Consider the following 13,336-nt stretch of genomic DNA (forward strand, 5'->3'; position numbering starts at 1 on the left):
GTCCGCGCCGCGCGCGAGCCCGCCCGGCGGCGGCTTCCTTCCCGCGCGCCGTCCCGCGCGTGATGGCGTCCTCGTCCTCGTCATCGTCATTGCGCGCGGCGGTGATAGGTTGCCGCGCATGCGCGTCCTCGTGCTCGGCGGCACTCGATTCATGGGTCATTTCCTGGTCTATCGCCTGCTCGCGGCGGGCCACCAGGTCACGCTCCTGAACCGCGGCGCGACGCCCGACGCGTTCGGCGATCGCGTCGCGCGGGTCCGCTGCGATCGCGCGGCCGGCGATCTCGCGCAGGCGCTCGGAGGTCGCGAGTTCGACGCCGCGGTGGACTTCACCGCGTACACGGCCGAGGACGGCCGCGCGGCAGCCCAGGCGCTCGGCGGCGGGCGCATCGGCCACTACGTGATGATCAGCACGGGCTCGGTGTACCTCGTCCGGGAGGCGTGCCCGCGGCCGTCGCGCGAGCGCGACTACCACGGACCGCTCCTCCCTGAGCCCGCGGGCGAAGAGGACCGCGAGGCGTGGTCTTACGGCGTCAACAAGCGCGGCTGCGAGGAGGAGATCGCCGCCGCCTGGCAGAGGGACCGCTTCCCCGCGACCGTCCTGCGCATCCCGATGGTGAACGGGGAGCGCGATCCCTACCGCCGCCTCGATCGGTACATCGTCCGCATGCTCGACGGCGGTCCGCTGCTCGTCCCGGACGGCGGCGGACACGCGGTTCGGCACGTCTACAGCGGTGACGTCGTCAGGGCGATCGTGAAGCTGCTCCTCGTGCCGTCGACCTTCGGCGAGGCGTACAACCTCTGCATGGACGAGACGCCGACGCTCACCGAGCTGCTCGAGCTCATCGCCTCGCTGCTCGGCGCGCCGGCGCGGCTCGCGCCGATCCCGTCGGCGGCGATCAGGGCCCGCGGCATCGATCCGGTCGCGATCTCGCCGTTCAGCGACCGCTGGATGTCGATGCTGGATCCGGCGAAGGCGAGGGCGGAGCTCGGCTTCCAGCACACGCCTCTCCGGCGCTGGCTGGAGACGGTGATCACGTCGCTGCTCGCGAATCCACGTCCCGAGCCGCCGGACGGCTACGAGAAGCGCGCCGAGGAGATCGCCCTCGCGGCGGAGCTCGCCGGCGCGGCGGGGGGTGGAGGGCGCTGACCCTGCGCGGGCGCTTTCGCCCGCGAGGCGAGGGGGAGGAAGGCAGGCGGGCGTTGGACCGGCTCCTGCGTTCCTGCGAACATCGGACGGAGGGAGATCTCGCGATGCAGGATGTGCAACCCAAGCGGGTCCTGGCGGCCATCGACGCCTTCCTGAGCACGCCGCTCGACGCGGCGCTGTCGCGGCACCGTGAGACCGATCCGGCCGACCGCGCGCTCGCGCTGTTCCACGAGGTCGCCGCCGCTGTCCCTGCTTACCGCCGCTTCCTCGCGGAGCACGGCGTGGACCCGGCGGCGATCCGGACGCCCGCGGATTTCGCGGCGCTGCCGGTGATCACGAAGCAGAACTACGTGCTCCGGCACCCCATCGCGGATCTCTGCCGGGGCGGGCGCGTCGAGCCGTGCGACATGATCGCGGTCTCCTCGGGCTCGACCGGAAAGCCGACGTTCTGGCCGCGCTCCGTCACGGACGAGCTCCCGGTCGCCCGGCGCTTCGAGCAGGTGTTCCACGACGGCTTCCGGGCCGACACGCGCCGCACGCTCGCGGTCGTGTGCTTCGCGCTCGGCTCGTGGGTCGGCGGGATGTACACCGCCGCGTGCTGCCGTCACCTCGCGGCGAAGGGGTATCCGATCACGGTCGTCACGCCGGGCAACAACAAGGACGAGATCTTCCGCGTCGTGCAGGATCTGGGGCCGGCGTTCGAGCAGGTCGTCCTGCTCGGCTATCCGCCGTTCCTGAAGGACGTCATCGACACGGGGCGGGCCCGCGGCGTCGACTGGGCGCCTTTCCAGATCAAGCTCGTGATGGCCGGGGAGGTGTTCAGCGAGGAGTGGCGGACCCTGGTCGGCGAGCGCGTCGGGTCGACGTCGCCCTGCTACGACTCGGCTTCGCTGTACGGGACGGCGGACGCCGGCGTGCTGGGCAACGAGACGCCGCTCAGCGTCGCGATCCGCCGGTTCCTCGCGGGGAGGCCGGACGCCGCGCGCGCCCTGTTCGGGCAGGACCGGCTCCCCACGCTGGTGCAGTACGACCCCGCGGAGCGGTTCTTCGAGCAGCGCGACGGGATGCTCCTCTTCTCGGGGGACAACGGCGTCCCGCTCGTTCGTTATGCGATCCTCGACAGCGGGGGCATTACCTCGCATGCGGACATGATGGCGGCCCTGGCCGGCTTCGGCTTCGACCCGCGGCGGGAGCTCGACGGGGAGCGCGGGGCCCGGGAGCTCCCGTTCGTCCATGTGTTCGGGCGATCGGATTTCACGGTGTCGTACTTCGGGGCGAACATCTATCCGGAGAACGTGGTCGTGGGCATCGAGCAGCCCGGCGTGAAGGAGTGGGTGACGGGGAAGTTCGTGCTGGAGGTCCGCGAGGGCGCGGACAGGGATGTGGTCCTGTCGGTGGTGGTCGAGCTCGCGCCGGGGGAGGGGGAGAGCGAGGCGCGGCGCGAGGCGGCAGCGCGATCGATCGAGGAGCACCTCGTCCGGCTGAACAGCGAGTTCAGGAGCTACGTGCCGGCGGGGAAGCGGGCGCCGCGGGTGACGCTGAGGGCGGCGGGGGATCCGGAGTACTTCCCGCTCGGGGTGAAGCACCGGTATACGCGCAAGGCAAGCGGGTGAGTCGAGCCGAAGCCTGGAGGTTACGGGCTAAGACCGTATCGTCCAGCTTCGTCTGTGGTTGGAGGGGATTGGGCCAAGCTGCCCGGCCCCCGGCAAGGGTGTTCGTCGCGCGGCGCGGGGACCCCGCCGGACTGGGCTGAGCCCTCGCGCCTCCGGCAGAGCCAGCGGCGCGAGGGCAACCGGGCTCAGACATCGGCCCTCCCCGCGCCGCGCGACGAACACCCTTGCCGGGGCCTACCACCTTCACGGATGATCCCGTCGTAGACATCGATCCTCCCCGCGCTTCATGAATGCGCTGTGGCGGGTGGACCGACACCATCGCTCGCTGCAGCGGAGACCGACAGTCGGTTGCGAGCTGAACGGAGCGATGAGGTTCAGCAGAGCCGCGACCACAGCTGCTACGCCTTGAACTCCTCCACACGTCCGGTCGCGATACGAATCTCCCGCTGCCTTCTCTGCACGATCTCGGTTCCTAGGCCGGCGTTTGCGAAGGCCCGACGAGCGCGGTGGATGAGAACGTTCAGGTGCCGCTCGTCAACGCCGAGCTGTTTCGCGAGATCGACCACGTGGATCCAACCCTGCTCGTCCTCGGAAAGGCTCCCGTGAGCGGCGTCCTTCCGCCGCTCGCGGGCGAGCAGCAGCAGCGCGTAGAAGGTGGTGAGCTGTCCTTCGATCTGCCGTATGGATTCCCCGTCCACAGCGTCGATGCGCACGCGCTCGTCGCGGCTCACGTGAAATCGTATTGTCGACGTCGCGAGCGAAGGAAAGAGCTTCGTCTTGTGCGTCCCGGCGACCGGCGAGGCAGGAGGCACCCTGAGCTCCCACCGCTCTCCCGCGAACGCAATCTCCTCCTGTTCGATCGCTCGGTGACCCGGGCCGCCTTCTTCCAGATCTCGCCCAACTGCCTCCACGAGCCCGCCCGCTACCCGCCGTGAGCCCTCATGCGTCTGTGACATCCTCTCGCCCTGGAACACCGGCACGCCGCTCGTGACCTCCAGCGGCGTCCCGCCCCCGTCCGCCGCTGCGTCCCGCAGCGCCTCACAGAACGCCGCCACATCCGGGAACCGCTCCGACGCCTCGAACTCGATAGCCCGCTCCAACACCTTCCGCACCGCATCGCTGCACGGCAGCCGCTCCAGCACCCGCCCCGGATACCGCATCATGATCGGCGGCAGCTCACCGCCGTGCAGGCAGAACACGGCCGTCATGCCGAGCCCGTACACGTCCGCGCGCGCGTCCGCGTCCTGCGGGCGATGCATCAGCTCCGGCGCCGCATAGAGGAAGGTCCCCAGCGCCCCGCTCCTCGTGCCCCCCGTCGTGTCGCGCGCCCAGACCAGATCGAAGTCTGTGATCCGTGGCAGCCCCTCTCCGTCGAGCAGGATGTTCGCCGGCTTCACGTCCCGGTGCACGAGCCCCCTCCCGTGCGCGAACGAGATCGCCTCTCCAGCGCTGAGGAGCATCGGAATCACCCGCTCTGCTGGCAGTCGCTTCCCGACGACCGCGCTCTGCACGTCCTCGCCATGGACGAGCTCCATCACGAAGTAGTGCCAGCCGCTGTCCTCGCCCTTGGGATCGAGGATGCGCACCACGCCGGGGTGGTCGAGCTCCGCCATCGCGCGTGCTCCCCGGAAGAACCGCTCCCGCCGGCCCTCGTCGCCCGCCAAGTTCGGGTGCAGCACCTTGATCGCCACGGGCAGGTCGCCCCGCCCCGCGTCGAGCGCTCGCCACACGGTCGCGAACCCGCCGCGCCCGATCCGCTCCAGCAGCAGGTACCGGCCGTCGCTGAGCTCCTCGCCGACGTGGAGCTGGCCGCCCTCCCGTCGCTTGCGCCGGAGGTCGACGATCTCCCGGTCCACCTCCTCGGTGCTCGCGCCGGCGGCTCTCAGCCTCACCCGCCGCTTCTGCGCGGCGGCGATCTGCTTGTCGACAGCGCGGATCGTCTCGTCTGCTTCGCGCAGGCTCACGCCGGGCGCGCCGGGCAGCGCGGTTGTGCCGGTGAGCGCCGCCTCCGGGCGCGCGCTCGCGGCGGCCTCCTCTACCGCTGCTCGGATGCCTCGAACGACATCCCTCCACGCTTCATCCGGGTTGGCCCAGCTCGTCACAGCCACGCTGTTCCGCGGCAGCGCCTGGAGCTCCGAAAGAGCGGTGCCCTCCAGGTCGCACGCGCGCACCAGGATGGGCACCACGCGCGCCGCCCCGCTGCGATGCCGCTCCAGCGCTCGCCCGAGCTCTCGCTCGTAGCAGCTGTCCGAGGCGAGGAACGCCTCGCTCACCAGCAGCACCACCACCTCGGCGGAGGAGAGTTCCGCCGCGATCGACTCGTCGCGCACGGCGCCTGGGCCGATCCGGCCGCGGTGCCAGGTGCTCACCAGGCCCTGCCGCTTGAGGGAGGCGAGGTGCGCCTCGAGCGCTTCGAGGTGCGACCGATCCGCGGGGGCGTAGGAGATGAAGACGTTGACCGCCATGCGCAGAGGAGCGTCGCTGTGGCGAGCACGCTGCGTCTCGGCGGCCCGCTCCCCGCCGACCAGGCTACCAGACGCGGCGTGGGCCCTCGACCATCCGTTGGATCCACGCCGTCCGGGCCGTGGAAGCGGCCGGGGCGGCTCCCCGGGGCGATCCGTGAGGTCGAGATGCCACGACGCCACCGCGGGGCTGAGCTCGCCGCGCTCGCTCAGCCTCTTCGCCTGGTCGGTGCCCGGCCCCTCCGGCCAGCGTCGCCGCGCGCCGCGTCGGTCGTCGCCTCGGTGGTGCCAGCGGCCTTCGTCCGTGGGACGCGCTCGTCGTCGTCGCCGCCCGGCGCGCGCAGCCCGACCTCGCCGCCATCGCATCGCATCGCGTCGAAGGAGGCGTGCCTGCGCGGATCGAGCGAGGCGTGCCTGTGCGGCAGGAACGGGAGCGCGTCGTGCCGCGTGATCTCGACCTTGTCCTCTTCGCCGATCGTCAGGGTGAACGTGCGGTCGACGTCGCACGTCGTCTCGGGGTCAGTGAGCTTGCCGCGCACCTGGAAGCTGGCGGTCGTGGCGCCGTCGTCCATGACGGCATGGATGTTCCTCGAATCGAAGGAGCTGTCGATGGAGGTGATGGTCATCCCCGACAGGGCCGTCACGACCGGGGGGTCGACCCATGCGCCTTCGTGGTTCAGCTCGATCCACAGGAGAGCGCTGGGCTCCTGAGGATCCTTGGTGAGCGTCCCCCTGGCCCACAGCGCCGAGCCGTCGGCGACCTCGTCGCACACGAGCGGTGGAGACGGGGGGTTGGTCGAGCCGTCCTCCTCACACGCGGTGAGCCCCGCCGTTGCGACCACGAGCAGCAGCGTCTTCGCTCTCTCCCGATTACCCATCTCCCTGTCCTTCCTGCCTTCGGTGCGCCGCTCCCCCGCCATGCCGGCGGTCGCAGCGTGGCCGCCAGCCCTACCATGACCATCCTAGGCGGCGGTGCGCAGACCCGGCGACCCACCCGCACGAAGACGACGACGACGACGCGACCTCATCCGTGCACCTCGGGCGCGGCCGGCAGCGCTCTCGCGCCGCGGAGGCTTCCTCTCGCGCTTGCTGGTAGAAGCGTCGCCCAGCACCCATGCTCAACACCTCCCCCCCGCTCATCGTCCTCGGCTGCGGCTTCACCGGCGCGGTGGTCGCCGGCCTGCGGAGGGCGTCCGGCGGCCGCGTCGTCGCGACGACGCGCTCGCCGGAGCGCGCCACGGAGCTCGCGCAGGCGGGCATCGAGGTGAGCGTCCTCCCGGCGCTCACCGCCGAGGCCGTCGACCGGCTCGTGACGGACGGCGCGGACGTGCTCGTCGCCTTCCCGCCCGACGGCGCGACCGACGCCGCGATCGCGCCTTCGCTCCGCCGCGCGCGCGCGATCGCCTACGTCTCGTCGACCGCCGTGTACGGCGACGCGACGGGGCGCATCGACGAGGCGACGCCCACGTCGGCCGACGGCCCCCGCGCGGCGGCGCGCCTCGCGGCCGAGGACGTGTACCGCGCGCGCGGCGCCGTGGTGCTGCGCGCCGCGGGCATCTACGGCCCGGGCCGCGGCCTGCACCAGCGGCTCTTGCGCGGCGACTTCCGCATGACCGGCGAGGGCGATCAGCAGGGCAGGAACGTCGTCTCGCGCATCCACGTCGAGGACCTCGCGCGCCTCGCGCTCGCGGCGCTGGAGCGCGCCGATCGCGCCGGCCCCGGCGAGGCCTTCCTGGTCGCCGACGACGCGCCCGTGCCGCAGATCGAGGTCGTCCGCTGGCTCTGCGCGCGGCTCGGCCTCGCGCTGCCGGCCGGGGCGCCGCGGGAGGAGCTGCACGAGACGCTCCGCCACGATCGCGCCGTGGACAACGCGAAGATCAAGCGCGCCCTCGGGATGGCGCTGCTCTACCCGAGCTACATCGAGGGGTTCGAGGCGTGCCTGGCCGTCGAGGCCGAGGCGCCGGCCCCCGCCGCGAGGGAGCGCGCCCCGCGGCACCGCGGGTGAGCCGCCCTGGCATCGCGGGTGAACCGCCGCGCGGCCGCGCCGTTCGCCGCCCGCGCTGTCACGCCTCGTCGTCCGCGGTGCCTTGCGGCGGCTCCTGCGGCTCCGTCGCGTCGAGCCGGTCGAGCTCGCGGAAGAGCGCGTCCAGATCGAGCGTCAGCCCCTCGCAGCCCGGAACCTCCCGGAGCACCCCTCCGGGCGCGGTGAGGCGGTGATGGTAGAGCCCGCCGCGCGCGAGCTCGTGGATCTCCAGCGTGCGGAGCTGCGGATCGAGCAACCAGTACCAGCGCACCCCGAACGCGGCGTACTCCTCGAGCTTCTCGACGCGATCGCGCCGGCTGTCCCGCGGCGAGGGAGAGACGATCTCGACCATGATGTCCGGCGGGATGCCGACGGCGCCACGGGCCGGGGGCCTCCGCGAGGTCGAGAGGAACGCCGATACGTCGGATTTGCGCCCGCGCCGCGGCTTGAGCGCGTACTTCACCTCGGAGCCGAAGACGAAGCCGCCGCGCGGGATGAGCCAGGCCCGCAGGGTGTGGATGAGCCAGGCGACGGCCAGCTCGTGGACGCAATCGGGCATCTCTTCCTCGACCAGGCGGCCATCGATGAGCTCACCGGCTTCGTCTTCCGGCAGCGCTGCCCACTCCGCGACGGACAAGAGGCGGGCTGCCTGGGGCTCAGGATACGGGCGCTGGCTCACGCCTGGAAAAGTACCATCACCGCGCGCCTCGTGCCGGGTCATGAGCGGGGTCGCGAGGTCACGCGGCGCGCCTGCACGGCGCGGCGACGCACGATGTCCAGCGAGGCGTCCATGCCTGCCGTGAAAATCAGGCATCGACGGACGGGATGGCCACGACTAGGGTCGAGGCACTTGGAGGATTGTTGAATGAAGCTTGGGTATTGGATGGTGCTTGCACTTGCGGCTGCCGCGGTGGGCGCAGGCTGCGGTGATGACGAAGGCGCGAGCAGCGGCGTCGGGCCAGGCGGCTCGGGCGGGGCTGGCGCCGGAGGCGGAGGCGCTGGAGGCGGAGGCGCTGGAGGCGGAGGCGCCGGAGGCGGAGGCGCCGGCGGAGAGGGCGGCACGGGCGACGGCGGGAGCGGCGGGCAGCCCCCGACGCCGCGGTGCGAGCCGTCCGACCCCGCGCTGGCCGAGCGCGACGCGGACGAGCTGTACGCGGCGGAGGAGGTCCCGCGCTTCGACTTCTACCTTCCGGAAGAGCGCTGGGCGGAGCTCAAGGAGAACGCCCGCGACGAGCGGTATGTCGAGGCCGAGGCCTGCTACAAGGGCAAGAGCCTGGGCGTGGTCGGCCTGCGGTTCAAGGGCGGTTACGGCACCCTCGCCATGTGCTTCGACGGGGAGGGGAACCTCACCTGTCCGAAGCTCAGCATGAAGGTGAAGTTCGACGAGTACGTCGACGGACAGCGCTTCTACGCGCAGAAGCGCCTGAACTTCCACTCCATGATCTGGGACCCCACCCGGCTCCACGAGCGGATCGCCTATGGCCTGTTCCGGGAGATGGGCGTCGCAGCCCCGCGGAGCGCGTGGGCGACGCTGCGCGTGAACGGCGAGTCGCAAGGGCTCTTCTCGATGGTCGAGGACGTGGACGGCCGCTTCCTGAAACACCACTTCTCCGAGGCTCCGGACGGCGATCTCTACAAGGAAGCGTGGCCGGTCTCGGACGACGCCGGCTACTACGCGGAGCGGATCGAGACGAACGAAGACGCGGCCACGCACGAGCGATTCATCGCGTTCTCGACCGCCCTCGCGTCGACCGAGGGCGCGGAGCGGATCACCGCGCTGTCGGAGTGGACGGACATCGAGCAGCTGCAGCGCTACATGGCAGTCGACGAGACGATCGTGAACTGGGACGGCGTCACGACCTACTACGCCAACGAGGCGGGCGCCGCGTTCAACCACAACTTCTACTTCTACGACGAGCCGTCCTCGGGCAAGTTCCACCTCATCCCGTGGGATCTCGATCAGACCCTCGGCCCCAGCACCTACTTCGGCCACGTGCCGCGATGGACGGAGACGCCGGCGGACTGCAGCGCCGTGGTCCCGGTGTTCATGGGCTCCGAGCACGTGCGCCCGCCGGGCTGTGACGCGCTGTTCTCTGCCTTGAACCAGGACGCAGCGGGCTACAAGGCCGCGCTGCAGGCGCTCCATGAGGGCCCGTTCAGCGAGGGGCGGCTCGAGGAGCAGGTCGACAAGTACGCGGCGCTGATCCGCACCGCCGTCGAGGAGGACCCGCTCGGGCCCGGGCTCGCCGGGTGGGAGCCCGCGGTCGAGCGCCTCAGGAACGAGCTGCCGATCCTGCGAGAGCGCCTGGGCCGCTTCGCCGGCGGCACGCCCCTCGCGCCGTTCTCGTTCACCGCGACGGGGATCAACGACTTCGAGGCCGCGGACACGCTCGGGCTGTACGTCGGGACGGTGCTGTCCACCAACAACGCGTCGAGCGCCGTGCAGGGCCTCTCGCAGGAAGATCCGCTGAACGGCGCGCAGAGCATGCTCCTCCGCTTCGACTTCCGCGACGAGGCGTCTCCCTGGGGGCAGTACGTGTACTTCGGGGTGCCTCTCGCCGAGGGCATGATCGACGCGACGGCGCTCGAGGGGGTCCGCTTCTGGGCGCGGGCGGAGGCGGCGCGCGGGATGCGCTTCGACGTCGAGAGCCCGGCGCAGAGCGAAGGGCTCTCGGGCGTTCGCCACGGATGGGACGTGCGGCTCACCGCGGAGCCGACGCTGATCGAGCTCAGGTTCGCCGAGATGGCGCTGCCCGGCTGGGCCATCGATCAGGGGCGCGACCCGGGCGACGACGTGAACGACGTGCTCCGGTCGATCGTCGGCCTCTCGTTCAGCGCGGAGATGAACGGCGTCCGCGCGAACGGCTTCCTCGGCAAGGACAAGGCCGACTCGGGCACCATCGAGATCGATGATGTCGAGTTCTTCGGGCCGACGTCCCAATCACCCTGAACGACGGATACGCAGGCTCGGAGCCGAGCGCGCCGGGTCTCCGCCCCTCCTGCGGCGGAGCCCGAGGCTCACGGCGAGGAGCAACGCGGCGACGCCGCCGGCGGACGGCGCGTCGCCGCCGAGGCTGCAGCTGCAGCCCGCCGACTCCCCGCTCCCGCTCGCGTCCCCGCCCGCGCCGGTGGAGGGAGCCCCACCCGAGCCTGAAGCGGCGTCCCCGCCCGCGCCGACCGAGGCGGCCACGTCGAGCGTCGGACCCGCCGCCGTCGTGCTGGCAGGAGCCGGCGGCTCCTCGGCGCACATGCCGGTCACGCACCGCTCGCCCGCGGGGCACACGACGCCGTCGCAGAGGTCGACGCACGCCCCGCCACGGCACGTGGTGCCCGCGCCGCACGCGACGTCGGCGCACGCGGCCTCGACGCACCGCCCGGTGTCCGCGGCGCAGCGGTCGTCCGAGGGACAGCCCCGGCAGCCGCACTGGACCACGCAGACGCCGCTCTCGCACACCTCGCCCGCGCCGCACGTCACGCCGTCGCACGGATCCAGGCAACGGTCGCCGCGACAGGTCTGGCCGTGCGGGCACACAACGCCGTCGCACGGGGCGCGGCACACGCCGTCATGGCACACCTCGCCGACATCGCAGTTCGCGTCGACGCACGCCTGCTCGACGCACAGGCCCTCCAGGCACACGAGCCCCGGCTCGCACGGGAACTCGGCCGAGCCGCAGCGGTTCACGCAGCGGCCGCGGCTGCACACCTGGTCCTCCGGACAGGGCGCCTCCTCGTCGACGATGTCGTCGCAGTCGTTGTCGATGCCGTCGCACTGCTCGGCCTGGCTGCCAGGCTCGACGATCGGCGTGCAGATCGCCTGTCCCTGCGCGTCGCAGTCGGAGATGCCCGCGCGGCACGCGCCCACGTTCTCCTCGATCTCGCACGGCTGGCCGGCCGCGGAGCACGTGATGCCGGAGAAGCGGAACAGGAAGTCCTCGTAATCGAGATCATTGCCGTTGACGCCCGCGCTGCCGGCGGCGTTCCGGAAATCGAGATCCTCGAACCCCAGGTAGAACGTGTTGGCGAGCTGGTTCGACCTGTAGATGAGATCGGAGTACCAGGGCCCCGGGGTCTCGCACACCGTACACTCCACGTTGAACCGGTGCTCGGTGTAATGGTACTGCGTGGCGTTGCCGTTGCCGGTGCCGTTCGGGTTGGGGATCAGCACGAAGCCGATGAGGCCGCCCGCGTAGGCGGGGTTCTCCCGGATCGAGACGGCCGTCAGCTCGCGCTGCGCGGCGGGCGGCAGGGAGCCAGAGAACGGAAAGAGGATCTGGATATCGCTCTCCGGCGCCGGCGTGCTGAGGTTGGCTCCGGTGTCGACGGGGACGTACCGCGGCGGGTCACCGCTGTCGCGGCCATCGTCGACGTTGTACCAGCCGACCGCGAAGTTGGCGCCGCCCCCCTTCTCGATGTACTTGCCGCTGAACTCGCAGAGCGGCGAGAACACCTGGGGCTCCACCGCGGCGTCGGCCACGACGTCGATCATCTCGTCGAGCATGTCGTTCTTCGTCGAGCCGTTCAGCAGATCGCTCAATCGGCTCGTGACCACGGGGACGACTGTGCCGTTCGGCTGCACCACATCCGCGCGCGCCGTCCCGCCCGTGCCGAGCGCCACGAAGAGGGCGACACGCCACGCGAGAGAAGACGGTTTGTTGGGGGTCGACCAGCGCATAGGGCTTCTCCTTCCGACAGGACACGTGAGTCCGGATCGTAAATTGGACTCGAGTTTCGCTCTCCTGTCCAGGTGCGGCGCGCCCGCTCGAACCCAAGAACGACGGATGTGGAGGACCAGCCCACGTGAGAACACTTCGTGCCTGTGCGCACGAGGGCGGGTGAACCCCTTTTTCCAGTGCGCCGGATGACGGGTGATGTGATGACGAGGGGGCGCACGGCGCCGGCTCTGCGCCGCCGTCAGCGTTCTTCCGCGTTCCGTGAGCCAGTGTCCGTTCGAGCCAGCGGGCCCAGCCGTCTCACGATGCGCCGACGGCGGCGGCGCTCACGCCGCGCCGCCGGTGCGCGGCGCGCCCGCCGTCCGGGCCGAGGCGCTCAGCCTTCCTGCTCTGCCGGCTCTTCCCGCCTGCGCGCGAGCGCCGCGAGCTCGCGGACGAGCTCCGGCATCCCCTCGCCCGTCGCGGCGCTGATGAGGTGGAGCTTCACCTTCGCCTTTGCGAACCGCGCCTTGAGCTTCGGGTAGGCCTCGCGCACCTCGGTCAGATCGGCCTTCGTCAGGACGACGATCTCCGGGCGCTCCGCGATCTCCGGGCTGAACTTCTTGAGCTCCTTGCGGAGCGCCCGGTAGTCGGCGAGCGGCTCGCGGCCCTCGCCCGGGTCGAGCGTCACGAGGTGGAGGAGCGCCCGCGTCCGCTCCACGTGCTTCAGGAACCGGATGCCGAGCCCGACCCCCTCGCTCGCGCCCGGGACCAGCCCGGGGATGTCCGCGATGACGAAGCTCGACCCGCCCGCCCGGACGCCGCCCCCGATCTCGACCATGCCCAGGATCGGGGTGAGCGTCGTGAACGGGTAGTCGCCGATCTTGGGCCGGGCCGCCGAGACGGCCGCGACGAAGGTGCTCTTGCCGGCGTTGGGGAAGCCGAGCAGGCCGATGTCGGCGAGCACCTTCAGCTCGAGGCGGAGCTCGCGGGCCTCGCCCGGCTCGCCCGGCTCGGCGCGCCGCGGAGCCCTGTCGTGCGGCGACTTGAAGTGCAGGTTGCCGCGGCCCCCCTTGCCGCCGCGGGCGACGATGACCCGCTGGCCTTGCTCGGTCACGTCGGCGATCAGCTCGCCGCTCTCCGCGTCGAAGATCTGCGTCCCCACGGGGAGCTTCTCGACCCGGTCGGCGCCGGCGCGCCCGTGGCAGTCGCTCCCCATCCCGTGCTCGCCCCGGTCGGCCTCGATCGTGCGCGCGTAGGTGAAGTCGAGTAGCGTGGACAGGCCTCCGTCGCCCACGAAGACGACGTCCCCGCCGCGGCCGCCGTCTCCACCCGCGGGGCCCCCGAACGGGATGTACTTCTCACGACGGAATGCGATCGCTCCATTGCCGCCATCCCCGGCGATCACCTTCAGACGGCACCGATCGACGAACCGCATGACG

Annotated in this window: 9 protein-coding genes; 4 read left to right on the forward strand and 5 right to left on the reverse strand. The window is 71.5% G+C overall.

Annotated elements, in window-relative coordinates; all coding sequences use genetic code 11:
• The first annotated feature begins 118 nt into the window (after positions 1-118).
• Together WMF46_RS09800 and WMF46_RS09805 are read left to right on the forward strand one after the other, a co-directional pair.
• Positions 119-1,147, forward strand: coding sequence for an NAD-dependent epimerase/dehydratase family protein (locus WMF46_RS09800; RefSeq protein ID WP_437985363.1), 1,029 nt, complete (start codon positions 119-121; stop codon positions 1,145-1,147).
• A gap of 104 nt (positions 1,148-1,251) precedes the next feature.
• A complete protein-coding gene (locus tag WMF46_RS09805; protein WP_437985364.1) occupies positions 1,252-2,760 on the forward strand; it encodes a phenylacetate--CoA ligase family protein in 1,509 nt (502 codons plus the stop codon).
• Between the two features lie 398 nt (positions 2,761-3,158).
• Here WMF46_RS09805 and WMF46_RS09810 read toward each other — a convergent pair whose 3' ends face one another.
• On the reverse strand, positions 3,159-5,225 hold the full coding sequence (locus WMF46_RS09810; RefSeq protein ID WP_437985365.1) for a protein kinase domain-containing protein: 2,067 nt from the start codon (positions 5,223-5,225) through the stop codon (positions 3,159-3,161).
• Between the two features lie 206 nt (positions 5,226-5,431).
• Positions 5,432-6,100 carry a hypothetical protein gene (locus tag WMF46_RS09815; protein WP_437985366.1) on the reverse strand — a complete coding sequence of 223 codons (669 nt, stop codon included), beginning with the start codon at positions 6,098-6,100 and terminating at the stop codon, positions 5,432-5,434.
• Positions 6,101-6,336: 236 nt separating this feature from the next.
• Between WMF46_RS09815 and WMF46_RS09820 the strand changes: the two genes are divergently transcribed.
• Positions 6,337-7,227 carry an NAD-dependent epimerase/dehydratase family protein gene (locus WMF46_RS09820; RefSeq protein ID WP_437985367.1) on the forward strand — a complete coding sequence of 297 codons (891 nt, stop codon included), beginning with the start codon at positions 6,337-6,339 and terminating at the stop codon, positions 7,225-7,227.
• Positions 7,228-7,285: 58 nt separating this feature from the next.
• On the opposite strand, the gene WMF46_RS09825 is transcribed toward WMF46_RS09820, so the two are convergent.
• Positions 7,286-7,924: a Uma2 family endonuclease gene (locus tag WMF46_RS09825; RefSeq protein ID WP_437985368.1), complete on the reverse strand. Its 639-nt coding sequence runs from the start codon at positions 7,922-7,924 to the stop codon at positions 7,286-7,288.
• A gap of 186 nt (positions 7,925-8,110) precedes the next feature.
• On the opposite strand from WMF46_RS09825, the gene WMF46_RS09830 reads away from it, so the two are divergent.
• Positions 8,111-10,195 (forward strand): CotH kinase family protein, encoded by a 2,085-nt coding sequence (locus WMF46_RS09830; RefSeq protein ID WP_437985369.1) that lies wholly within the window; start codon positions 8,111-8,113, stop codon positions 10,193-10,195.
• Here WMF46_RS09830 and WMF46_RS09835 read toward each other — a convergent pair.
• Positions 10,187-11,917, reverse strand: coding sequence for a hypothetical protein (locus tag WMF46_RS09835; RefSeq protein ID WP_437985370.1), 1,731 nt, complete (start codon positions 11,915-11,917; stop codon positions 10,187-10,189). The two genes, WMF46_RS09830 and WMF46_RS09835, sit on opposite strands and share 9 nt — an antisense overlap.
• Positions 11,918-12,291: 374 nt before the next feature.
• Complete coding sequence (gene obgE / locus WMF46_RS09840) at positions 12,292-13,332, reverse strand: GTPase ObgE (RefSeq protein WP_437985371.1); 1,041 nt, start codon at positions 13,330-13,332, stop codon at positions 12,292-12,294.
• Positions 13,333-13,336 lie beyond the last annotated feature (4 nt).

The organism is Sorangium sp. So ce117 (assembly GCF_051524395.1).
In the GTDB taxonomy this organism is placed as follows: domain Bacteria; phylum Myxococcota_A; class Polyangia; order Polyangiales; family Polyangiaceae; genus Sorangium; species Sorangium cellulosum_B.